Origin of the sequence: Luteimonas sp. TWI662 (genome assembly GCF_039673825.1) — a bacterium.
Taxonomy (GTDB): domain Bacteria; phylum Pseudomonadota; class Gammaproteobacteria; order Xanthomonadales; family Xanthomonadaceae; genus Luteimonas.
The window spans coordinates 1-21,317 of record NZ_JBDJMI010000022.1 but is presented as its reverse complement, the minus strand read 5'-3'; the positions used below and the strand labels follow the sequence as shown (position 1 = coordinate 21,317).

At 70.5% G+C, this 21,317-nt stretch carries 18 protein-coding genes; 16 read left to right on the top strand and 2 right to left on the bottom strand.

The window, feature by feature from the left end; translation table 11 throughout:
- Positions 1 to 47 precede the first annotated feature (47 nt).
- The 13 genes from uppS to ABE488_RS13965 all read left to right on the top strand — a co-directional run bounded on the left by uppS (position 48) and on the right by ABE488_RS13965 (position 16,642).
- A complete protein-coding gene (uppS, locus tag ABE488_RS14025) occupies positions 48 to 785 on the top strand; it encodes a polyprenyl diphosphate synthase (RefSeq protein ID WP_346449042.1) in 738 nt (245 codons plus the stop codon).
- Positions 782 to 1,621: a phosphatidate cytidylyltransferase gene (locus ABE488_RS14020; RefSeq protein ID WP_346449016.1), complete on the top strand. Its 840-nt coding sequence runs from the start codon at positions 782 to 784 to the stop codon at positions 1,619 to 1,621. Before uppS ends, ABE488_RS14020 begins: the two co-directional genes overlap by 4 nt.
- Positions 1,622 to 1,661: 40 nt before the next feature.
- The gene (dxr, locus tag ABE488_RS14015; protein WP_346449014.1) at positions 1,662 to 2,840 is read left to right on the top strand and encodes a 1-deoxy-D-xylulose-5-phosphate reductoisomerase; all 1,179 of its coding nucleotides are present in this window, start codon (positions 1,662 to 1,664) and stop codon (positions 2,838 to 2,840) included.
- Between the two features lie 9 nt (positions 2,841 to 2,849).
- On the top strand, positions 2,850 to 4,214 hold the full coding sequence (rseP, locus tag ABE488_RS14010) for an RIP metalloprotease RseP (protein WP_346449013.1): 1,365 nt from the start codon (positions 2,850 to 2,852) through the stop codon (positions 4,212 to 4,214).
- A gap of 65 nt (positions 4,215 to 4,279) precedes the next feature.
- Entirely contained in the window at positions 4,280 to 6,799 is a 2,520-nt protein-coding gene (gene bamA, locus ABE488_RS14005) for an outer membrane protein assembly factor BamA (RefSeq protein ID WP_346445021.1), read from the top strand.
- Between the two features lie 13 nt (positions 6,800 to 6,812).
- Entirely contained in the window at positions 6,813 to 7,838 is a 1,026-nt protein-coding gene (lpxD, locus tag ABE488_RS14000; RefSeq protein WP_346449012.1) for a UDP-3-O-(3-hydroxymyristoyl)glucosamine N-acyltransferase, read from the top strand.
- Positions 7,835 to 8,290 (top strand): 3-hydroxyacyl-ACP dehydratase FabZ, encoded by a 456-nt coding sequence (gene fabZ / locus ABE488_RS13995; protein WP_346445024.1) that lies wholly within the window; start codon positions 7,835 to 7,837, stop codon positions 8,288 to 8,290. Before lpxD ends, fabZ begins: the two co-directional genes overlap by 4 nt.
- A 2-nt stretch (positions 8,291 to 8,292) precedes the next feature.
- Positions 8,293 to 9,078: an acyl-ACP--UDP-N-acetylglucosamine O-acyltransferase gene (gene lpxA, locus ABE488_RS13990; protein ID WP_346445026.1), complete on the top strand. Its 786-nt coding sequence runs from the start codon at positions 8,293 to 8,295 to the stop codon at positions 9,076 to 9,078.
- Between the two features lie 73 nt (positions 9,079 to 9,151).
- Positions 9,152 to 10,384: a lipid-A-disaccharide synthase gene (lpxB, locus tag ABE488_RS13985; protein ID WP_346449010.1), complete on the top strand. Its 1,233-nt coding sequence runs from the start codon at positions 9,152 to 9,154 to the stop codon at positions 10,382 to 10,384.
- A complete protein-coding gene (gene rnhB / locus ABE488_RS13980) occupies positions 10,381 to 11,007 on the top strand; it encodes a ribonuclease HII (protein WP_346449009.1) in 627 nt (208 codons plus the stop codon). The genes lpxB and rnhB overlap by 4 nt, the downstream gene beginning before the upstream one ends.
- 118 nt (positions 11,008 to 11,125) lie before the next feature.
- On the top strand, positions 11,126 to 14,656 hold the full coding sequence (dnaE, locus tag ABE488_RS13975; protein WP_346449007.1) for a DNA polymerase III subunit alpha: 3,531 nt from the start codon (positions 11,126 to 11,128) through the stop codon (positions 14,654 to 14,656).
- A 47-nt stretch (positions 14,657 to 14,703) separates the two neighbouring features.
- The gene (locus ABE488_RS13970) at positions 14,704 to 15,576 is read left to right on the top strand and encodes a hypothetical protein (RefSeq protein WP_346449006.1); all 873 of its coding nucleotides are present in this window, start codon (positions 14,704 to 14,706) and stop codon (positions 15,574 to 15,576) included.
- A gap of 106 nt (positions 15,577 to 15,682) precedes the next feature.
- Positions 15,683 to 16,642: an acetyl-CoA carboxylase carboxyltransferase subunit alpha gene (locus ABE488_RS13965; RefSeq protein ID WP_346445036.1), complete on the top strand. Its 960-nt coding sequence runs from the start codon at positions 15,683 to 15,685 to the stop codon at positions 16,640 to 16,642.
- A 58-nt stretch (positions 16,643 to 16,700) separates the two neighbouring features.
- Here the strand turns inward: ABE488_RS13965 and ABE488_RS13960 are convergent, their stop codons facing one another.
- Positions 16,701 to 17,762 carry an NADH:flavin oxidoreductase/NADH oxidase gene (locus ABE488_RS13960; RefSeq protein ID WP_346449004.1) on the bottom strand — a complete coding sequence of 354 codons (1,062 nt, stop codon included), beginning with the start codon at positions 17,760 to 17,762 and terminating at the stop codon, positions 16,701 to 16,703.
- Positions 17,763 to 17,865: 103 nt separating this feature from the next.
- Here ABE488_RS13960 and tilS point away from each other — a divergent pair, with 103 nt between their 5' ends.
- The 3 genes from tilS to ABE488_RS13945 are packed head-to-tail and all read left to right on the top strand — an operon-like array spanning position 17,866 to position 20,433.
- Entirely contained in the window at positions 17,866 to 19,206 is a 1,341-nt protein-coding gene (gene tilS / locus ABE488_RS13955; protein ID WP_346449003.1) for a tRNA lysidine(34) synthetase TilS, read from the top strand.
- Positions 19,207 to 19,253: 47 nt separating this feature from the next.
- A complete protein-coding gene (locus tag ABE488_RS13950; RefSeq protein WP_346449001.1) occupies positions 19,254 to 19,541 on the top strand; it encodes an exodeoxyribonuclease VII small subunit in 288 nt (95 codons plus the stop codon).
- Positions 19,534 to 20,433, top strand: coding sequence for a farnesyl diphosphate synthase (locus ABE488_RS13945; protein WP_346448999.1), 900 nt, complete (start codon positions 19,534 to 19,536; stop codon positions 20,431 to 20,433). Before ABE488_RS13950 ends, ABE488_RS13945 begins: the two co-directional genes overlap by 8 nt.
- A gap of 201 nt (positions 20,434 to 20,634) precedes the next feature.
- On the opposite strand, the gene ABE488_RS13940 is transcribed toward ABE488_RS13945, so the two are convergent.
- Positions 20,635 to 21,078 (bottom strand): DUF4870 domain-containing protein, encoded by a 444-nt coding sequence (locus tag ABE488_RS13940; protein ID WP_346448997.1) that lies wholly within the window; start codon positions 21,076 to 21,078, stop codon positions 20,635 to 20,637.
- Positions 21,079 to 21,317: the final 239 nt, after the last annotated feature.

Genomic DNA, 21,317 nt, shown 5'->3' with positions numbered 1-21,317 from the left:
ACTCCGCCGTTCCCGATCACCCATCACCCAGCACCAATCCCGGCGATGTGCCGCGGCACGTGGCCATTATCATGGACGGCAACGGCCGCTGGGCGGCGCGCCGACGGCGCCCGCGCGCGATCGGGCACCGCGCCGGTGCGCGGACGGTCAACCTGTGCATCGACTTCTGCCTGGAACGCGGCATCGAGGCGTTGACGCTGTTCGCGTTTTCCAGCGAGAACTGGGGACGGCCCGAGGACGAAGTCGGGGCACTGATGAAGTTGTTTCTCGGCGCGCTCGATCGCGAGGTCGGCGAGCTGCACCGCCGTGGCGTGCGCCTGCGCTTCATCGGCGAACGCGCGCGTTTTGGCGAGGCGCTGGGGGCCCGCATGGCCGCGGCCGAGGCGCAGACCGCCGGCAACACGCGGCTGGCGCTGAACGTGGCGGCGAGCTACGGCGGCCGTCAGGACATCGCGATGGCGGCGCGCGCCCTGGCCCAGGACGTGGCCGCGGGTCGCCTGCGCCCGGAAGACATCGACGAGGCGGCGGTCGGCGCGCGGGTCGCCCTGGCCGACCTGCCGGCACCGGACCTGTTCATCCGCACCGGGGGCGATCTGCGCATCAGCAACTTCCTGCTGTGGCAGCTGGCCTACACCGAGCTGTGGTTCACGCCGACACTATGGCCCGAACTGGGGATGGCGGAACTCGAGCAGGCCCTGGCCGCCTACGGCTCGCGCGAGCGTCGATTCGGCCTGACCGGCGAGCAGATCGCCGCGACTGCGCCGCACAAGGAGAGCATCGAATGACAAGCACGCGCATCCTTGCCGCGCTGCTGATGGCCCCGACCGCCATCGCCGCCGTGCTGCTGCTCAACACCCCGTGGATGGCCGCGGTCTCGGCCATGGTTTTCCTCGCCGCGCTGTGGGAATGGCTGCGGCTGGCCGGCGTCGAGGACACGCTCGCGCGCACTGCGCTGCTGCTGCTGAACCTGCTGCTGATGGTCGCCATCGTCTGGGGATCGGCCACCGGCGGCGGCTCGCTGGTGCTGCTCAAGATGCTGGCCATGGTCGGCGTGCTCTGGTGGCTGGCGGCGGCGCTGTGGCTGCGCCACTACGATTTTGCCGCCGCCCCCGATGCCCGCGGGCGGATCCTCAAGCTCGCCGCCGGCACGCTGGCGGTGATCCCGGCCTGGGCGGCGCTGTGCGTGATCCACGCCAACGAGGGCGGCGAGCACGGCAACCGCTGGCTGCTGCTGGCGCTGGCGATCGTCTGGGCCACCGATACCGGCGCCTATTTCGCCGGCCGCCGCTTCGGGCGCCGCAAGCTGGCGCCGAGGATCAGCCCCAACAAGACCGTCGAAGGCCTGGCCGGCGGCATCGTTGCCGGCCTCGTCGTCGCGCTGGCTTTCGCGCCGCTGGCCGGCGCGCAGGTCACACAGCTGCCGCTGGTCGCCGTGGTCGCGGTGTTGACGGTGCTGGCCTCGGTGGTCGGCGACCTGTTCGAAAGCCTGCTCAAGCGTCAGGCCGGCGCCAAGGACTCGGGCACCCTGATTCCCGGCCACGGCGGTGTGCTCGACCGCATCGACAGCGTGCTCGCCGCGCTGCCGGTGTTCGCGTTCGGGCAGATCTGGCTGGGCTTTTGAACACGATGGCCGCCCCACTGCGCCGCCGGGCCGACGCCCGATGATCCGCCACGTCGCCGTGTTCGGCGCGACCGGCTCGATCGGCACGTCGGCGCTGGACGTCATCGCCCGACATCCGCAGCGCCTGCGCGCCAGCGTGCTCGCGGCCGGCAGCAACGTGTCCGCACTGATCGCGCTGTGCGTCGCGCATCGGCCCGACCACGCGGTGATCGCCGACCCGTCGGGCCTGGAGGCGCTGCGCACTGGGCTGCGCGCGGCCGGCCTGGGCACGCAGGCCCACGCCGGCATGGCAGCGCTCGAAGCGCTCGCGGTCGACCGCCAAGCCTGCGACACGGTGGTCGCGGCGATCGTCGGCGCCGCCGGACTCGACTCCACGCTCGCCGCCTTGCGTGCCGGCAAGCGGGTCCTGCTGGCCAACAAGGAGTCGCTGGTGCTGGCCGGGGACCTGATGATGCGCGCCGCACGCGAGGCCGGCGCGACCATCGTGCCGATCGACAGCGAACACAACGCGATCCACCAGTGCCTGCCCGCCGACGGCGACCGCAGCGGCGTGGCGCGGATCGTGCTCACCGCGTCCGGCGGTCCATTCCGCGGCCGCAACCGGGCGGCGCTTGCCGAAGTGACCCCGGCCCAGGCGGTCGCCCACCCCAAGTGGTCGATGGGGCCGAAGATCTCGGTCGACTCGGCCACGCTGATGAACAAGGGGCTGGAGCTGATCGAGGCCCACCATCTGTTCGCCACGCCCTCCGAGCGCCTGGACGTGCTGGTGCACCCACAGAGCCTGGTGCACTCGCTGGTGGAGTTCATCGACGGTTCCACCCTCGCCCAGCTCGGATTGCCGGACATGCGCACCGCGCTCGCGGTCGGCCTGGGCAGCCCCGAGCGCATCGCCTCGGGCGTCTCAGGCCTGGACCTGCTGCAGCATGGCCGGCTCGACTTCGAGGCGCCCGACACCGACACCTTCCCCTGCCTGGCCCTGGCGCGCGCGGCGTTGATCGCCGGCGGCACCGCGCCAGCGTTGCTGAACGCGGCCAACGAAGTGGCGGTTTCAGCTTTTCTTCAGGGACGGATTCGTTTTCTAGCCATTCCGGCGCTGGTCGAGCATGTGCTCGCCGCGCTGCCCACCCTGCCCGCCGATTCGCTGGATGTGTTGCGCGATGCCGATGCGCAAGCCCGGCGCGCCGCTGGGCAGGCGATCGATTCCGGCGTGGTCCATTGAGCGTGCGCGATGTCTGAATTCCTCGGCTCGGTGTGGTGGCTGATCGTCAGCCTGGGCGTGCTCGTGACCTTTCACGAGTTCGGGCACTACTGGGTCGCGCGTCGCTGCGGGGTCAAGGTGCTGCGCTTTTCGATCGGCTTCGGGCGTCCGTTGTGGTCGCGCCGCGGACGCGACGGCACCGTCTACCAGATCGCGATGCTGCCGCTGGGCGGCTACGTCAAGATGCTCGACGAGCGCGAAGGCGCGGTGCCCGCCGAACAGGCCGCCCAGGCCTTCAACCGGGCCTCGGTGTGGAAGCGCATCGCGATCGTCGCCGCCGGCCCGCTGGCCAACCTGCTGCTGTGCGTGGCGCTGCTGTGGGCGATGTTCGTGATCGGACGGCCCGACTACGCGCCGGTGGTGGGCCAGAGCACGGGCATCGCCCAGGCGTCGGGCCTGCAGCCCGGCGATCGGGTCGACCAGGTCGGCAATCGGGCCACCCCGACTTGGTCGGAGGTCCACCAGGCACTGCTGCCGGCCGCACTCGACCATCGCGACATCGCACTGCACGTCACCGATGCCGGCGACCGCCAGGTCGTGCGCGACCTGCGCCTGTCGCAATTGCCCGACGGCTTCGACCAGCGGCGCTTCATCCAGGCCATCGGCCTGCTGCCGCGGCACCTGCTGGTGCCGCCGCTGGTGGGACGGGTCGAGCCCGACAGCGCGGCCTGGGGCATCCTCGCCGAAGGCGACCGTGTGACTGCGGTCGACGGCAGCCCGGTGCGCGCATTCGAGGACATCGGCCCGCTGGTCCAGCGGTTGGGGGAGCGCGGCGGTGCGGCGATGGTCGAGGTCGCCCGCGACGGCGAGCGCCTGGCGCTGGAGATCACCCCCGGACGCATGAACCTGCCCGACGGCCGCGGCCAGTACTGGGCGCTGGGCATCGCGCCCCCGCGCAACCTGCCCATGCCCCCGAAGGATGCGATGCAGCGCTACGGCGTGGTCGCCGCCGCGCCGGTCGCGGTGCGCGAAGTCGGCCATCTGACCGGCCAGTTGGTCGGCATGATCGGGCGGGCGTTCTCCGGCCGGGTGGCCCTGGAGAACACCGTCGCCGGGCCGATCACCATTGCCCGGGCGGCCAATACCTACGCCCAGCAAGGCGCGGCCTGGTATCTGACGATCCTCGCCCTGCTGTCGCTCAGTCTTGCGATCCTGAACCTGCTCCCGATCCCCCTGCTGGATGGGGGCCACCTGTTGTATTACCTTATCGAGTTGGTCAAAGGCAGCCCCGTGAGCGAGCGCACGATGGTGGCCGGGCAGTACGTCGGCCTGGCCCTGCTGGCCAGCCTGATGGGCCTGGCGTTCTACAACGACATCCTGCAACTGGTGCGCTAGACAACCGCCCCGACCCGGTTTCCGTCGCCCTGCGCCGGACTCCCTCCCCTACCCGGACCCGAAGAATGACGCGTATCCCCGACCGCCGCCTGCTCGCCCTCGCCCTCGCCGCGGTGATCGCCGCTCCGGCCTGGGCCCAGACGACGGCCAACGCACCTGCCGCGCCCGCCGCGGCGCTGCCACCGCTCGCGCCGCCGGCTGCCAGCAGCTTCACCGTCAGCGACATCCGCGTCGACGGCCTGCAGCGCATCGGTGCCGGCACGGTGTTCACCTACCTGCCGATCGAGCGCGGCGACGCGGTCAACCAGACCCGCATCTCCGAGGCGGTCCGCGCGCTCTATCGCACCGGGTTCTTCGAGGACATCCAGGTCGCGCGCCAGGGCGACATCCTGGTGTTCACGGTCACCGAACGGCCGGCGATCAATCGGCTGACACTGACCGGCAACAAGGACATCAAGACCGAGGACCTGACCAAGGGCCTCAACGACATCGGTCTGTCGGAAGGCGAGACCTTCGACCGCCTCGATCTCGACCGCGTGACCCAGGAACTGGTCCGCCAGTACAACAACCGCGGCAAGTACAACGTCAAGATCACCCCGACCGTTTCGCGACTGGACCGCAACCGGGTCGACATCGCGATCAACATCGAGGAAGGCAAGGCAGCCAAGATCCGCCACATCAACATCATCGGCAACGAGGTCTACGACCTCGATACGCTGACCGACAACTGGGAGTCGGGCGAATCCAACTGGCTCAGCTGGTACCGCCGCGACGACCAGTACTCGCGCGAAAAGCTCGAGGGCGACCGCGAGAAGCTGCACAACTTCTACCTCGACCGCGGCTACATCGACTTCAGCGAAGACAGCATCCAGGTCGCGATCAGCCCCGACAAGGCCGACATGTTCATCACCGCCGGCATCACCGAAGGCGAGATCTACAAGGTGTCGGACGTGCAGATCACCGGCAACACGGTGCTGCCCAAGGAGGAGATCGAGAGCCGCGTCTTCGTCAAGAAGGACCAGGTGTTCTCGCGCGCGCTGCTCGAGCTGAGCTCCGATGCGATCACCGCCACGCTCGGCAACATCGGCTACGCGTTCGCGCAGGTCAATCCGATCCCAGAAGTCGATCGCGAGAACCGCACCGTGGCGATCAACCTGCAGGTCGTGCCCGGCCCGCGCGTCCAGGTGCGGCGCATCCAGTTCAAGGGCAACAGCCGCACCTCCGACGAGGTCATCCGCCGCGAGATGCGCCAGTTCGAGGGTAGCTGGTACTCGCAGGCCGCGATCGACCGCTCCAAGGTCCGACTCCAGCGCCTGGGCTACTTCGAATCGGGCAGCGTCAATGTCGAGACCCAGCCGGTGCCGGGCAGCAACGACCAGGTCGATGTGGTGTTCAGCATGACCGAGACCACGTCGGGCAGCTTCGTGTTCGGCCTGGGCTACTCCCAGCTGGCCGGCGTGACCACATCGGTCCAGCTGTCGCAGAACAACTTCCTGGGCAGCGGCAACAGGGTGTCGGTCGAGGCGCAGCGCAATACTTACTTGCAGCGCTACTCGTTCTCGTTCATGAATCCGTACTTCACCGACGGCGGCATGTCGCTGGGCTACAACCTGTGGTGGCGCGAGTTCGACAACTCCAAGTTCAACACCGCGCAGTACTCGTCGACCAGCGCCGCCGGCCAGGCCATCCTGGGCATCCCGCTGACCGAGAACGACTCGATCTCGCTGCTGTTCGGCGTCGACCGCAACCAGATCTTCGCCTGGCGCGGCTCCTCGCCCGACTCGATCGTCGACTACATCGAGGCGTTCGGCTCGCGCACCTTCCACGCCTGGCGCAGCGAACTGGCCTGGGCCCGCGATACCCGCAACGACTATCTGCAGCCCACCCGCGGCATGATGCAGCGCGTCTCGCTGGAGGCCACCCTGCCCGGCTCGACCGCCGAGTACTTCAAGCTCAACTACGAGATCTCCAAGTACTGGCCGCTCAGCCGCTATCTGGTGCTCAACACTCGTGCCGAGATCGGCTACGGCGACAGCTACGGCGACGACATCGTGCGCAACACCTGCTACGTCGCATCGACCGAGGCCAATCCCAATCCGACGCCGAGCTCGCCGTGCGAGCCGACCTCGCCCGATTACGTGCGCACGGTGACCGCCTCCGGCCTGCCGTTCTTCGAGAACTTCTACGCCGGTGGTGCACGCTCGGTGCGCGGCTTCCGCGACAACACCCTGGGCCCGCGCGAGACCGCGTTCGCCAGCAGCTACCGGCAGCCGATCGGCGGCGCGGTCAAGACCGTCGGTTCATTCGAGATGTTCTTTCCGCAGCTGATCAAGTCCCCGGCCGCGCGCATCTCGGCGTTCGTCGACTTCGGCAATGTGTTCCGCAACATCGATTCCTGGGATGCCAAGGAACTGCGCGCCTCGGCGGGCGTGGCGCTGATGTGGCGTGCGCCGGTCGGCCCGATTTCGATCAGCTACGCCTACCCATTGCGCAGCCAGAAGGAAGTCCGCGGCGGCTCGGGCGAGCTGATCCGTGGCGGCGACGAGCTCGAGCGCCTGCAGTTCACGTTCGGCGGCGCGTTCTGAGCCGCCTGGACCGATGACTGCCCATGCGCCCCTCACCGCCCGCGCGCTCGCCGACCGCTTCGCGCTGACCGTCCACGGCGATCCCGGCGTCGCCGTCGTCGGCGTCGCCACACTGTCGGCGGCCGGTCCCGACCGGCTCGCGTTCCTGTCCAACCCCCGCTACCGGCCGCAGCTCGCGCACACCGCGGCCGGCATCGTCGTGTTGCGCGAGGCCGATGCGGCGGAATTTGCGGGCACGGCGCTGATCGCGCGCGATCCCTACGTCGCTTACGCGAAGATCGCCGCGCTGTTCGCGCCGCGCGCCGATGCGCCTGCAGGCGTCCATCCCTCCGCCGTGGTCCATGCGACCGCGTCGGTCGATCCCACAGCGTCGGTCGGCCCGATGACCACGATCGGCGCGCGCAGCGTGATCGCTGCCGGCGCGACCATCGGCCCGGGCTGCACGATCGGCGAGGACTGCGTGGTGGGTGAAGGCGCGCGGCTCGTCGCACGAGTGTCGCTGGTCAAGCGCGTCCGACTGGGCCAGCGTGTGACCGTCCATCCCGGCGCCGTGCTCGGCGCCGACGGCTTCGGCCTGGCGATGGAGGGCGGCCGCTGGCTCAATGTGCCTCAGCTCGGCGGCGTGGTGGTCGGCGACGACAGCGACATCGGCGCCAACACCACGATCGACTGCGGCGCCCTCGAGGACACGGTGATCGAGGAGGATGTGCGCTTGGACAACCTGATCCAGGTCGCGCACAACGTCCACATTGGTGCACATACCGCGATCGCCGGCTGTGTCGGCATCGCCGGCAGCACCCGTATCGGCCGCTACTGCATGCTGGCCGGCAAGGTCGGCGTGGCCGGCCATCTTGAAATCTGCGACAAGGTCGTCGTCCACGCGATGACGATGGTGTCGGCTTCGATCACCGAGCCGGGCGAGTACTCGTCCGGCATTCCTGCCCAGCCCACCCGGGAATGGCGCAAGAATGCCGTGCGGATCCGCCAGCTCGATTCGCTCGCCCGCCGCATCGGCGCGCGCGCAAAGGGGGATGAATGACGTTGGACCTGACGCTGCCGATCGACATCGGCGGCATCCGCAAGCTGCTGCCGCACCGCTACCCGTTCCTGCTCGTCGACCGCGTCGTCGAGTTCGAGTCGGGCAAGCGCGTGCTCTGCTACAAGAACGTCTCGGCCAACGAGCACTTCTTCCAGGGCCATTTCCCCGACCATCCGGTGATGCCGGGGGTGCTGGTGATCGAGGCGCTGGCGCAGGCCGGCGGCATCCTGAGCCACCTCAGTCGCGGCCGCACCTGCGAGGGCGCGCTGTCGTACCTGGTCAAGGTCGATGCGGCGAAGTTCTCGCGCATGGTCGTACCTGGCGACCGGCTGGAGCTGGAGGTGAGCATCAAGCGCGAGATCCGCAACATGACGCTCTACAGCGGCATCGCCCGCGTGGACGGCCACCAGGCCGCATGCGCGGACATCCTGTGCGCGGAAGTGAAGGACTGACGATGACCGAGGCCGCGATCCACGCCACGGCCGTCGTCGATCCCGGCGCCAGGCTCGGCGCCGGCGTGCGCATCGGCGCCTTCACGATCATCGGCCCCGAGGTCGAGATCGGCGATGGGACCGTGATCGGGCCCCATTGCAGCATCCACGGCCCGACTACGATCGGACGCGACAACCGCGTCCACGGCCACGCCGCGATCGGCGGCGAACCGCAGGACAAGAAGTTCCGCGGCGAGCGGGTCGAACTGACCATCGGCGATCGCAACACGATCCGCGAGTTCGTCACGATCAACCGCGGTACCGGCGACGGCGGCGGCGCGACCCGCATCGGCGACGACAACTGGCTGCTGGCCTATACCCACGTCGCCCACGACTGCATCGTCGGCAACCATTGCGTGTTCTCCAACAACGCCACACTGGCCGGCCACGTCGAGGTCGGCGATCACGTGATCCTCAGCGGCTTCGTCGGCATCCACCAGTTCTGTCGGATCGGCGCGCACGCGTTCATCGGTATGGGCGCGTTCGTCAACGGCGACGTGCCGCCGTTCGTGATGGTCGCCCAAGACGGCTACGGCCGCCCGCGCGGCATCAACGCCGAGGGTCTCAAGCGCCGCGGCTTCGACGCCGACCGCACCGCCGCGATCAAGCGCGCCTATCGCGCGCTGTACGTCTCGGGCGAACCGCTCGAGGCTGCCCGCGCTCGACTGGCGGAACTGGCCCAGGACAGCGCCGATGTCCGCGCGATGCTCGCGTTCATCGACGCCAGCGAGCGGCCGCTGCTGCGCTGACGCCCGGATCGGGAATTCGGGATTCGGGCGTCGAGCGGGCACAATGCCCCGATCCCTGCGCCGTCGATCTGTCGTGTCGAATCCCGAACCCAGCATCCAGAACGTCCAACGCGCCGCCAAGCCCCCGCTTCGCGTCGCGCTGGTCGCCGGCGAAGCCTCCGGCGACCTGCTCGGTGCGGGGCTGATCGAACGCTTGCGGGCGAGCCACCCCGATATCGAGTGCGTCGGCGTCGGCGGCGATGCGATGCGCGCGGCCGGGATGACGACCTGGTACGACGCCTCGGAGCTGGCGGTCATGGGCTTGAGCGAGGTGCTGCGGCACCTGCCGCGCTTGCTGCGGTTGCGCAGCGCGTTGCGCGCCCGCCTGCTGGCCTGGCGGCCGGACGTGTTCGTCGGCATCGACGCACCGGACTTCAATCTCGGGCTGGAGCGCACGCTCAAGCAGCACGGCATCCGCACGGTGCACTACGTCAGTCCGTCGATCTGGGCTTGGCGCCAGGGCCGCGCGGCGAAGATCGGACGCAGCGCAGACCGGGTGCTGTGCCTGTTCCCGACCGAGCCGCCGATCTACGCCGCACACGGCGTCGATGCGCGCTTCGTCGGCCATCCGCTGGCCGAGATGCTCGCGCTCGAGCCCGATCGCGATGCCGCGCGCCGGGCGCTTGCGCTCGACGGCGACGCGCCGGTGCTGGCGGTGCTGCCCGGCTCCCGGCTGGGTGAGATCGGGCGCCTGGGCGACACCTTCCTCGATGCTGCCGCCCGCGTCGCCACCCGTCTGCCGGGCCTGCGCATCGTCGTGCCGGCGGCCAATGCCGGTTGCCGTACGGCGATCGACGCCCTGCTGGCGCATCCGCGGTTCGCCGCGCTCGACGTACGCGTCCTCGATGGCCAGGCGCGCGCCGCGATGGTCGCCTCCGACGTGGTGCTGCTGGCCTCGGGCACCGCGACCCTCGAAGCACTGCTGGCCAAGCGGCCGATGGTCGTGGGCTACCGCATCGCCCCGAGCACGGCGTTCCTCGTCCGGCTGCTGAAGCTGATGAAAGTCGATCGCTATTCTCTGCCCAACATGCTCGCCGGCCGCGCGATCGTGCCCGAGCTGATCCAGGAGGACTGCACGCCCGAACGGCTGGCCGAGGCGGTGCTGCACTGGTTCGAAGACCCCGCCGCCAGCGCCGCGCTGCAGCCCATCTACCGCGACCTGCATCTGCAGTTGCGACAGGGCGCTTCGGCGAGCGCCGCCGACGCCGTTGCGCAGCTGGCGCCGCCAGCGCTGCCGGCCGGTTCCCATCACGGGACGCCGGCATGACCCGGCGCCTGCGTGTGGCCGGCGTCGATGAAGCCGGGCGCGGCCCCTTGGCCGGCCCGGTCGTGGTCGCGGCCGTCGTGCTGCACCCCAAGCGGCCGATCGCCGGCCTCGACGACTCCAAGAAGCTGACCGAAAAGCGCCGCGAGGTGCTGTATCCGCAGATCGTCGAGCGCGCGCTGGCCTGGCGGATCGAGTTCGTCGGCGTCGAGGAAATCGACCGCATCAACATCTACCACGCCACGCACGTCGGCATGACCCGCGCGGTGCAGGCGCTGGCCCCGGCCGCCGAGCGGGTGCTCGTCGACGGCAACCGGCTGCCGCCCGGCCTGCCGTGTCCGGCGCGCGCGATCGTCGGCGGCGACGCCATCGAAGAAGCGATCATGGCCGCCTCGATCCTCGCCAAGGTCGCCCGCGACCGCGCGATGGTCGCGTTGCACGCGCAGTTTCCCGTCTACGGCTTCGACCGCCACAAGGGCTACAGCGCCCCGTCGCACTTCGCCGCGCTCGAGCGTCACGGCCCGTGCATTCACCATCGGCGCAGCTTCGCCCCCGTCTCCCGGCTGCTCGCACCCGCGCCGCCGCCCGCGCTGGCGGATCTGTTCGACGCGCCCGCCCTGGCCTGAACGCCGACTGCCCTGCGGCGGCTGCCCGGCCGCGCCGCGCGGCGGTCGCCCGGCTGTCAAGCCTTGTCCGCCCCCCGCCACGGCCCTACCCTGACGCTCCGGCCGCCTCGCCCCCGCAATGCCCGCGCGCTTCGTCCACCTTCACGTCCACAGCGAATACTCGCTCGCCGATTCGACGATCCGGATCAAGGCGCTGGTCAAACGCTGCGCCGAACTCGGCCAGCCTTCGGTCGCGCTGACCGACCGCAACAACCTGTTCGCGCTGGTGAAGTTCTACCGCGCGGCCGAAGGCGCGGGCATCAAGCCGGTCATGGGCGCAGATATCTCGCTGGCCGAAGGCGACGAGCCGGCCTCGACGCTGACGCTGCTGTGCCGCGACCACGACGGCTACCTGTCGCTGTCGCGTCTGCTGACGCGCGCCTGGATGGAGGGCCACCGGACCGACGGCGTGGTGGTGCGGCCCGATTGGCTGCGCGAATGCAATGCCGGCCTGTTCGCGATCGCTGGGCGCCACGGGCCGGCCGCGCGGTTGCTCGCCGGTGGCCGCCAGGACCTGGCACGGCAGTGGTACACGCAGTGGCGCGAGGTGTTCGACGAGCGCTTGTTCCTGCAGCTCACCCGCTGCGGCGTCGATGAGGAAACGGTCCACAACGCGCTCGCGATGCAGGTCTCGTCCGACCTGTCGCTGCCGGTGGTGGCCGGCAACGACGTGCGCTTCCTCGATGCCGAGGGCTTCGACGCGCACGAAGCGCGCGTGTGCATCGCCACCGGCCGGGTGCTCGACGATCCACGCCGGCCTCACCTCTACACCCGCGAGCAGTACTTCAAGTCGGCCGACGAGATGGCCGCGCTGTTCGCCGACGCGCCCGACGCGATCGACAACACGCTGGCGCTGGCGCAGCGCTGCAATCTCGAGTTGCGCCTGGGCACCTACTACCTGCCCGCCTACCCGGTGCCCGCCGAGGAAACCCTCGACAGCTGGATCCGGGTGCAATCGCGCGAGGGCCTGGAGGAGCGGCTGGCGAAGTACCCGCTGGCGCCCGGACACACCCGGGAAAGCTATTTCGAGCGGCTGGACATCGAGCTCGACGTCATCTGCAAGATGGGCTTCCCGGGCTACTTCCTGATCGTCTCGGACTTCATCAAGTGGGCCAAGGAGCACGACATCCCGGTCGGTCCGGGCCGCGGTTCGGGCGCCGGCTCGCTGGTGGCCTGGGCGCTGAAGATCACCGATCTCGACCCGCTGCCCTACGACCTGCTGTTCGAGCGGTTCCTCAATCCCGAACGCGTGTCGATGCCCGACTTCGACATCGACTTCTGCATGGACCGGCGCGACGAGGTCATCGATTACGTCGCCGCCAAGTACGGCCGCGACCGCGTCAGCCAGATCATCACCTACGGCACGATGGCGGCCAAGGCGGTCGTACGCGACACCGGCCGCGTGCTGGGCTTCCCCTACGGCATGGTCGACGGCATCTCCAAGCTGGTGCCGATGACGCTGGGCATCGGCCTGGAGGATGCGCTGGGGCGCACCGACAAATCGCGCAGCGACGATGCCTGGCGCTCGGACGAGTTGATCGCGCGCTACAACGACGAGGACGACGTCCGCGACCTGCTGGACCTGGCGCTGCAACTCGAGGACCTGACCCGCAACGCCGGCAAGCACGCCGGCGGCGTGGTCATCGCGCCCTCGCCGCTGTCGGATTTCTGCCCGCTGTTCGCCGAACACGACGAGGGCGGCCGCGGCCGCAACCCGGTCACCCAGTTCGACAAGGACGACGTGGAATCGGTGGGCCTGGTGAAGTTCGACTTCCTGGGCCTGCGCACGCTCACCATCATCGACTGGGCGGTCAAGGCCATCAACCGGCGGCGCGCGGCGGCCGGCGAGGCGCCGCTCGACATCGCCGCGCTGCCGCTCGACGATGTGGCGTCCTACGACCTGTTCGCACGCGGCGACACGGTCGCAGTGTTCCAGTTCGAATCGCGCGGCATGCGCGAGTTGCTCAAGCGTGCGCAGCCCGACACCTTCGAGGACATCATCGCGCTCGCCGCGTTGTTCCGTCCCGGCCCGCTGGGTTCGGGGATGGACAAAGAATGGGTCGACCGCAAGCACGGCCGCACGGACGTGACCTATCCGCACCCCTCGCTCGAGCCGGTGCTCTCGCCCACCTACGGCGTCATCGTCTATCAGGAACAGGTGATGCAGATCGCCCAGGTCCTGGCCGGCTATTCGCTCGGCGGCGCGGACCTGCTGCGCCGCGCGATGGGCAAGAAGAAGGCCGAGGAGATGGCCAAGGAACGCGCCAAGTTCGAGGCCGGCGCGGCCGCGAACGGTGTCGATCCCAAGGTCGCCACGTCGATCTTCGACCTGATGGAGAAGTTCGCCGAGTACGGCTTCAACAAGTCGCACTCGGCCGCCTACGCGCTGGTCGCCTACCAGACCGCGTGGCTCAAGGTGCATTACCCGGCCGAGTTCATGGCCGCCGTGCTGTCCTCGGACATGGACAACACCGACAAGGTTACCGGCTTTCTGACCGAGGCGCGGGCGATGGGCCTGGAGGTGCTGCCGCCCGACGTCAACGCCTCGGCGTACATGTTCGAGGCGATCGACCCCACGACGATCCGCTACGGCCTGGGCGCGGTGAAGGGCGTGGGCCGCGGCGCCTGCGAGAACGTGGTCGAAGCGCGCGCGCGCGGCGGGGTCTACACCGACCTGCTCGACTTCTGCCGCCGGGTCGATTCGCAGCGCCTGAACAAGCGCACGCTCGAAGCCCTGATCAACGCCGGTGCGCTCGACGCGCTGGGCCGCAACCGCGCCTCGCTGATGCTGCAATTGCCCGAGGCGATCAAGGCCACCGACCAGCTCGCGCGCAACCGCAGCGCCGGCATCGTCGACATGTTCGGCAGCGCCATGGGCGGCGACGACGTGCTGCACATCGATCTGCCCGAATGCGACGAATGGCCGCTGCGGCAGAAGCTCGACGGCGAACGCGAGACACTCGGCCATTACCTCAGCGGACATCCGCTCGACCCCTACCGTGAGGAGTTGCAGGCGCTGGTGGGCACCGACCTCGGCCAGCTCGACAGCCTGTGGGCCGCGCGCGATGCCAAGGCCGCCGGCAACAGCTGGCGACCTGAGACCCAGGTCATCGTCGCCGGCCAGGTGTCGTCGATGCGCAAGCGCGGCGACGCGCAGGCCTTCGTGCTGCTCGAGGACGGCCGCGGCCGGCTCGAGTGCGGCTTCTTCTCCGAGACCAGTGCCGAGTACGCGCATCTGCTGACCCGCGACCGCATCCTGATCGTCGAGGGCGGCCTGCGCGAGGACGAGTTCAGCGGCGGCTTCGCGTTGCGGGTCAAGCGCTGCTGGGATTTCCACGCGGTCTGCCCCGAACACGCGCGTCGGCTGTCGCTGCGCCTGGACCTGCGCGTGCCCGGCACGATGGCGCGGATCGAACAGCTCCTGGCGCAGCACCGGCCCGGCAAGACCGCGCTGCGCCTCGACCTGCTGCTGCCCGCCGGCGCGGCCGGCACGCTCGAGGTCAACGGCAGCCACGGCGTTCGCGCCGATGCCGAACTGCCCGGCACGCTGCGCGCGCAGCCGGGCGTGCGGGTCGCTCGGCTCGACATGAGCAAGCCATGGGCGCACTGAACCGGGCCGGCTGAAGGCCCCACTCCCCCCCGTCCAAGAGAGACACGATGATCCGATCCTTCGCCACGGCGAGCGCTGTGTTGCTGCTCGCCGCCTGCAGCCCGTCCACGCCCTCGTTCGAGATCGACAACCCCACCGACGCGCCAGTCCAGGTCACCATCGACGGCAAGACCCACGAGGTGGCGCCCGGCGCGAGCGCGGCGCTGGAACTCGACGCCGGCCCGCACACACTGCGCGCCGAGCGTACCGGCGAGGTCCGGATCTCGGTCTGCGGCGCCGAACGCGGCACGTTGATCAACCCGACGCTGTCGGACTACGTGCTGGCCCGCGAGATCTACGTCGCCGACGCGTCCAAGCTGCGCAACTTCGGCGCGGCGATCGCCACCGTTGAGCTCGGCGACGCCGTCTACGAAGGGCCCTTCGAGCAGTACACCGGCCTGTTCATCGACCGGTCCTGGGACTTCGGCGTGCGCGAGGCGTTCCCCAAGCAGCAGACCGTGGCGCGGATTCCGGAGAATGGCGGCAAGATCAGCACCAAGCTGTTCACGCCCCAGGCATTCATCGACTACATCGAGGACGCCAGCGACCGCCAGGGCGAGTTTGCGCGGCTGCACCCAGGCGGCTACACGCAGCCGGCGCGGGCGCTGGAGACCGCACCGGCCGAGCTGCCGCCGCTGCCGCAGGCGTTCGAGCCCCATGCGGCGCCGCTGCGCCAGGCCTACGCGCAGCGCCTGCAGGTCAACGATGCGGCCGATTGCGAGGCGGTGCGCAAGCGCTCGCACGAGGCCCTGATGGCCGTCACCGGCGCAACCGCGATGCTGCACGTCGATCAGAGCCCCCAGGACAACCAGGCCTACAACGATTTCATCGACCTCTACGGACGGCTGATGGGCGCCGGCGCGCTGGTCCTGCCCCGGTGAGGCCCGGCCGCCCGGTCGCCCTTCCGGCCGTTCCAACGCACCCCGCCGTACGGGGCGCCCAGGGCCGGTCGGCTACACTTTCCCCAAAGTCACCCGACGGCGCGTCATGAACCCGAACTACCTCGATTTCGAGCAGCCCATCGCCGACCTGGAAGCCAAGATCCAGGAACTGCGCCAGGCCAGCGATGGCCCGGCCGTCAACATCGACGCCGAACTGGCCACGTTGCGCGACAAGCTGCGCAAGCGCACCGCGCACATCTTCCGCGACCTGACCCCATGGCAGGTCTCGCAGTTGGCGCGCCACCCGCAGCGGCCCTACACCAACGACTACATCCGCACGTTCTGCGACGAGTTCGAGGAACTGGCCGGCGACCGCGCCTACGGCGACGATGCCGCGATCGTCGGCGGCCTGGGCCGCATCGATGGGCGCAGCGTCATGATCATCGGCCACCAGAAGGGCCGCGACACCAAGACCAAGGTGCGGCGCAACTTCGGCATGCCGCGCCCGGAGGGCTACCGCAAGGCGCTGCGGCTGATGAAGATGGCCGAGCGATTCAAGCTGCCGCTGCTGACCTTCATCGACACGCCCGGTGCCTACCCGGGCATCGGCGCCGAGGAGCGCGGCCAGTCGGAAGCGATCGCGCGCAATCTGATGGAGATGGCCGAGCTGCGCGTCCCGATCATCTGCACCGTCATCGGCGAAGGCGGCTCGGGCGGCGCGCTGGCGATCGGCGTGGGCGACCGTACGGTGATGCTCGAGTACAGCACCTATTCGGTGATCTCGCCCGAAGGCTGCGCGTCCATCCTGTGGAAGGACGCGGCCAAGGCGCGCGATGCCGCCGAGCAGCTCGGCCTGACCGCCAAGCGGCTCAAGCAGCTGGGGCTGATCGACAAGGTCGTGCGCGAGCCGATCGGTGGCGCCCACCGCAATCCGCGGCAGACCGCGACGCGGCTCAAGGCGGTGCTGATGAACGAACTCGACCAGCTCGAGCAACTGCCGGTCGAGACCCTGCTGCAGCGCCGCTACGAGCGTCTGCGCAGCTACGGCGCCTACGAGGCAGCGTGATCGCATCGGGACGGGCGTCTGCCCGTCCCGTACCGCGCTTTTCGGGCGACGCGCGCTGTTACCAAGCGCGCTGGTACTGCGCCGGCGGCTCGAGCGACGCGCCCAGCGCCTGCGCCGCGCGCCTGGGGAAGTAGGGATCGCGCAGCAGCTCGCGCGCCAGCAGCACCACGTCCGCGTCGCCGTCGGCGACGATGCGCTCGGCCTGCTCGGGCGTCGTGATCAGCCCGACCGCGCCGGTCGCGATGCCGGCCTCGGCGCGGATGCGCCGGGCGAACGGCACCTGGTAGCCGGGCACCGCATCGATCTGCTGCGCCGGCGACAGCCCGCCCGACGACACGTCGAGCAGGTCGACCCCGCGCGGCGCCAGCAGCCGCGCCAATGCGACGCTCTGCTCGACGTCCCAGCCGCCCTCGACCCAGTCGGTCGCCGAGAGCCGGAGCCACAGCGGCAGCCGCTCGGGCCAGACCTCACGCACCGCATCGACGACCGCCAGCACCAGACGCGTCCGGCCTTCGAAGCCGCCGCCCCAGGCATCGTCGCGGGTGTTCGACAACGGCGAGAGGAACTGGTGCAACAGATAGCCGTGGGCGGCGTGGAGTTCGACCAGCTCGAAGCCGGCGGCGAGCGCGCGCTGCGCGGCCGCGCGGAATGCCGCGACGACGCCGGCGATGCCGTCGGCATCGAGCGCGACCGGCGCGGGGTAACGCTCGCTGTAGGCCGACGCCGACGGCGCGACGACCTGCCAGCCGCCGTTGGCCTGCGCGACCGCGCCATGGCCCCGCCACGGGGCGTAGGTGCTCGCCTTGCGCCCGGCGTGCGCCAGCTGGATTCCAGGCACCGCGCCCTGCGCACGCACGAACGCCGCGATCGGCGCCCAGGCCTGCGTCTGGGCATCGTTCCACAGGCCGACGTCGTCGGGCGAGATGCGACCTTGGGGCAGTACCGCCGTGGCCTCGGCGATCACCAGGCCGGCGCCGCCGACCGCGCGGCTGCCCAGGTGCACCAGATGCCAGTGGTCGGGCATCCCGTCGACGGCGCTGTACTGGCACATCGGCGAGACGGCGATGCGGTTGCGCAGCGTCAGCGCGCGTTGCGCCAGCGCAGAGAACAGATCGGACATTGCAGGTTCCTGCAGGCGGGTCGCCGACTGTAGGCCCTGTGCCCCCGCGTCCGCGACCACGCGGCCGGATCGCTGCATTCCGATCGCATGGCACCATGCGCGGATGTCCGCGCCGTTCCCAGACCCGACGCTGCCCGCGCCGCCCGGCGACGGACCGCTGCACGTGGCGTTCAGCGGCGGCCTCGACTCGACCGCCCTGCTGCACCTGCTCGCACACGATGCGCGCGCGCGCGTACGCGGCCTGGTCGCGCTGCACGTCCACCACGGCCTGCAGCCGCAGGCCGACGCCTGGGCCGCGCATTGCGAGGCCGTCTGCGCCGCGCTGGGCGTGCGCTGCGAGGTGCTGCGCGTGACCGTCGTGCGCGACGGCGACCGCGGCCCGGAGGCCGCGGCGCGCGAGGCCCGCCATGCCGCGCTGCAGGCGCGGTTGCCACCCGGAGCGGTCGCGGTCCTGGCCCACCACCGCGACGACCAGGCCGAGACCGTGCTGCTGCGCGCGTTGCGCGGGGCCGGTCCCGACGGGCTGGCCGCGATGCGGCCACTGCGGCCCTTCGGCGCCGGCTGGCTGTGGCGGCCGTTGTTGGCAGTAGCGCGCGCGCAACTGCTGGCCTATGCCATGCGCCACGGCCTGCATTGGATCGAGGATCCGAGCAACGCCGCAGACGACGCCGACCGCAACTTCCTGCGCAATCGTGTGCTGCCGCTGCTGCGCACACGCTGGCCGCAGGCCGACGCCGTGCTGACCGATGTCGCGACGCTGCAGCGCACGACGATCGCCCTGCTCGACGACGAAGACACCGCGGCCCTGGCCAAGGTGCGCACATCCGACCCGGCGATGCTGGACGTGGCACGGCTGCGCACGCTGCCGACCGCGCGCCGTGCGCGGGTGCTGCGGCGCTGGATCGCCGCGCTGGGCCTGCCGCCGCTGCCGCGCCAGGGCAGCGCCTGGTGCGAGGCCACGCTGCAGATGCCTGCGGGGGATCGCAGCCCCCAGTTCGACTGGGCGCACTGCCGGCTGCAGCGCTGGCGCGACCTGCTGCACGCAGGGCCGCAACGCACGCCGCTGCCGCGCGAGTTTGCCGTCGACTGGGCCGGCACTGCGCCGCTCGTGCTGCCCGGCGGCGACCGGTTGCACCTGCACGGGCCACCGCCGGACGCCCCCTTGGACTGGCAGGTCCGGGCCCGGCGCGGCGGCGAGCGGATCGCCCTGCCCGGCCGGACCCATTCGCACGCGCTCAAGCACGTGCTGCAGGATCGCGCGGTGCCGCCCTGGCTTCGCGAACGATTGCCGCTGCTCATCGATGCCAGCGGTCGAGTGCTCGCGGCCGGCGACCTCGTCCTGGACGGCGCATTCGAGGCCTGGCTGCGCGACGGCGGCCGCCGCTTGCGCTGGGCGCACGACGCGGCAGTGCACGACACACCGGCTGAGACGCCGTCGCCTTGAGGGCCGCACTCAGCCCTCGCCCAGGCGTCATCGCTTAGAATCCAGGCATGGCCAAATCCGCTTCCACGCCCACCCCGTCCGCCCAGGATCCGTCCCCGGTCGCCGACTTCGAAAACGCCCTGGGCCAGCTCGAAGCGCTGGTCGAACGCATGGAAGGCGGCGAACTGAGCCTGGAGGAATCGCTCGGCGCCTACGAGCGCGGCGTCGGCCTGTACCGCCGCTGTCGCCAGGCGCTCGAGGACGCTGAGCAGCGCGTGCGCCTGCTCAGCGACCCGGCCGCCCCGGAGCGCAGCCAGCCGTTCGGCGGCGAGCAGGTCGACGATCCCGATGCCTGAGGCCGCCGGCGCGATCGCCGCGCGCATCGGTGACTGGCGCGCCCGCACCGACGCCGCATTGCAACGCGCGCTCGACACCGCCGCAGGCGGCGAGCCGCGTCTGGACGCCGCGATGCGCCATGCGGTGCTGCTCGGCGGCAAGCGCATGCGGCCGCTGCTGGTCCACGCCACCGCGGCGGCCTTCGGCGCCGCGCCCCCGCAGGCCGATGCGCCGGCGGTCGCGGTCGAACTCGTACACGCCTATTCGCTGGTCCACGACGACCTGCCGGCGATGGACGACGACGCGCTGCGTCGCGGCCAGCCGACCGTGCACGTCGCCTTCGACGAAGCCACCGCCATCCTCGCCGGCGACGCCTTGCAGACCTTGGCGTTCTCGGTGCTCGCCGAAGCGCCGCTTGCGGCCGAAACGCGGCTGGCGATGGTCGCGCGGCTGGCCTCGGCATCGGGCGCGCTGGGCATGTGCGGCGGCCAGGCGATCGACCTCGCCGCGACCGGCGGTGGCGGTACGCGCGACATCGCGGGCCTGGAGCGTCTGCATGCGCTCAAGACCGGCGCGCTGCTGCGCGCGGCGGTCGCGCTCGGGGCACTGGCGGCCGACGTCGACGCCACGACGCGGGCCCGGCTCGACGATTTCGCGACCGCACTCGGCCTCGCGTTCCAGATCCGCGACGACCTGCTCGACATCGAAGGCGACAGCGCGACGCTGGGCAAGACCGCCGGCAAGGACATCGCACAGGACAAGGCCACGTTCCCGGCCCTGATCGGTGCAGACGCCTCACGCGCGCGACTGTCCGAGCTCGCCTCGCGCATGCGCGACGCACTGGCACCGTTCGGCGACACCACCGCGCCGCTGGCCGAGCTCGGCCGTCAGGCCATCGAACGCGACCACTGAGCCGGGCGGGCCGGAAACGCAGTCCACATCCGCTGCCGGCCTGGGCCGGCATCTTCCCGTCGACGCTCTGCGGCTGCGCATGACCACACCGGCCGCCCTTGCGGTGCTGGACCCGACCGACGCGAGCGGACGCACCCCACGCTGATGCACACGAGCCCGCGCGATGCCGCACGGAGGCCGAGCGGACTGCGCGCTACGGCGTCAGCCGATCAGGCGCAGCGTGAGCGGGTAGCGGTAGGTCTCGCCGTTCCAGGCCCTGACCGCGGCCACGATGCCGCAGACCAGCCAGAGCACTGCCAGCGCGACCGCGCCCAGCACCAGCAACAGGCCGAGCGGCAGCGTGACGATCGCCCCGATGCCCAGCGTCAGCACCGTCATGCCGAGCAGCATGAGCCCGGTCACGCCGAGCGCGCAGGCGTAGAGGAACATGCTCAAGTTGAAGTTCAGCGCTTCCAGCGCATGGCCGGCAACGAAGGCATCATCGTCGCGCTTGACCAGGTAGACGGTGCCGGCGACGACGATACCGGCCACGCCCGACATCCAACTCGTCAGCAAGGCAAGCACCAGTGCGCCGATGTGCGTACCGGCGGCCCACTGGCGACTGACGATGGCGGGCGGGGCCTGGGGAAGCGTCGATGCATACATGGGGGGTCTCCAGGAAACGTCGAGGGCAGATCCATGATGGCGCCGCGCGTCGGCGGCGCAAGCCAACCGATGGCACCCAACCGATGGCAGGGGTGCGATACGACCGCAGGGGATCGCCCTGAGATTGGAAAATCGCGATCGCCCCAAACCAAAAACCGGGGTCAGAGTGCCAATTGGCCTCGCGAAAATGCACACTGACCCCGGTTTTTATGGCGCGGGGGGCGCCGCCCAGCCGCCCC

Excerpts from the sequence above, each read along its gene's own strand:
- ABE488_RS14020 (WP_346449016.1), top strand. The coding sequence starts at position 782 with ATGACAAGCACGCGCATCCTTGCCGCGCTGCTGATGGCCCCGACCGCC.
- dxr (WP_346449014.1), top strand. The coding sequence starts at position 1,662 with ATGATCCGCCACGTCGCCGTGTTCGGCGCGACCGGCTCGATCGGCACG.
- rseP (WP_346449013.1), top strand. The coding sequence starts at position 2,850 with ATGTCTGAATTCCTCGGCTCGGTGTGGTGGCTGATCGTCAGCCTGGGC.
- bamA (WP_346445021.1), top strand. The coding sequence starts at position 4,280 with ATGACGCGTATCCCCGACCGCCGCCTGCTCGCCCTCGCCCTCGCCGCG.
- lpxD (WP_346449012.1), top strand. The coding sequence starts at position 6,813 with ATGACTGCCCATGCGCCCCTCACCGCCCGCGCGCTCGCCGACCGCTTC.
- fabZ (WP_346445024.1), top strand. The coding sequence starts at position 7,835 with ATGACGTTGGACCTGACGCTGCCGATCGACATCGGCGGCATCCGCAAG.
- lpxA (WP_346445026.1), top strand. The coding sequence starts at position 8,293 with ATGACCGAGGCCGCGATCCACGCCACGGCCGTCGTCGATCCCGGCGCC.
- rnhB (WP_346449009.1), top strand. The coding sequence starts at position 10,381 with ATGACCCGGCGCCTGCGTGTGGCCGGCGTCGATGAAGCCGGGCGCGGC.
- dnaE (WP_346449007.1), top strand. The coding sequence starts at position 11,126 with ATGCCCGCGCGCTTCGTCCACCTTCACGTCCACAGCGAATACTCGCTC.
- ABE488_RS13970 (WP_346449006.1), top strand. The coding sequence starts at position 14,704 with ATGATCCGATCCTTCGCCACGGCGAGCGCTGTGTTGCTGCTCGCCGCC.
- ABE488_RS13965 (WP_346445036.1), top strand. The coding sequence starts at position 15,683 with ATGAACCCGAACTACCTCGATTTCGAGCAGCCCATCGCCGACCTGGAA.
- ABE488_RS13960 (WP_346449004.1), bottom strand. The coding sequence starts at position 17,762 with ATGTCCGATCTGTTCTCTGCGCTGGCGCAACGCGCGCTGACGCTGCGC.
- tilS (WP_346449003.1), top strand. The coding sequence starts at position 17,866 with ATGTCCGCGCCGTTCCCAGACCCGACGCTGCCCGCGCCGCCCGGCGAC.
- ABE488_RS13950 (WP_346449001.1), top strand. The coding sequence starts at position 19,254 with ATGGCCAAATCCGCTTCCACGCCCACCCCGTCCGCCCAGGATCCGTCC.
- ABE488_RS13945 (WP_346448999.1), top strand. The coding sequence starts at position 19,534 with ATGCCTGAGGCCGCCGGCGCGATCGCCGCGCGCATCGGTGACTGGCGC.
- ABE488_RS13940 (WP_346448997.1), bottom strand. The coding sequence starts at position 21,078 with ATGTATGCATCGACGCTTCCCCAGGCCCCGCCCGCCATCGTCAGTCGC.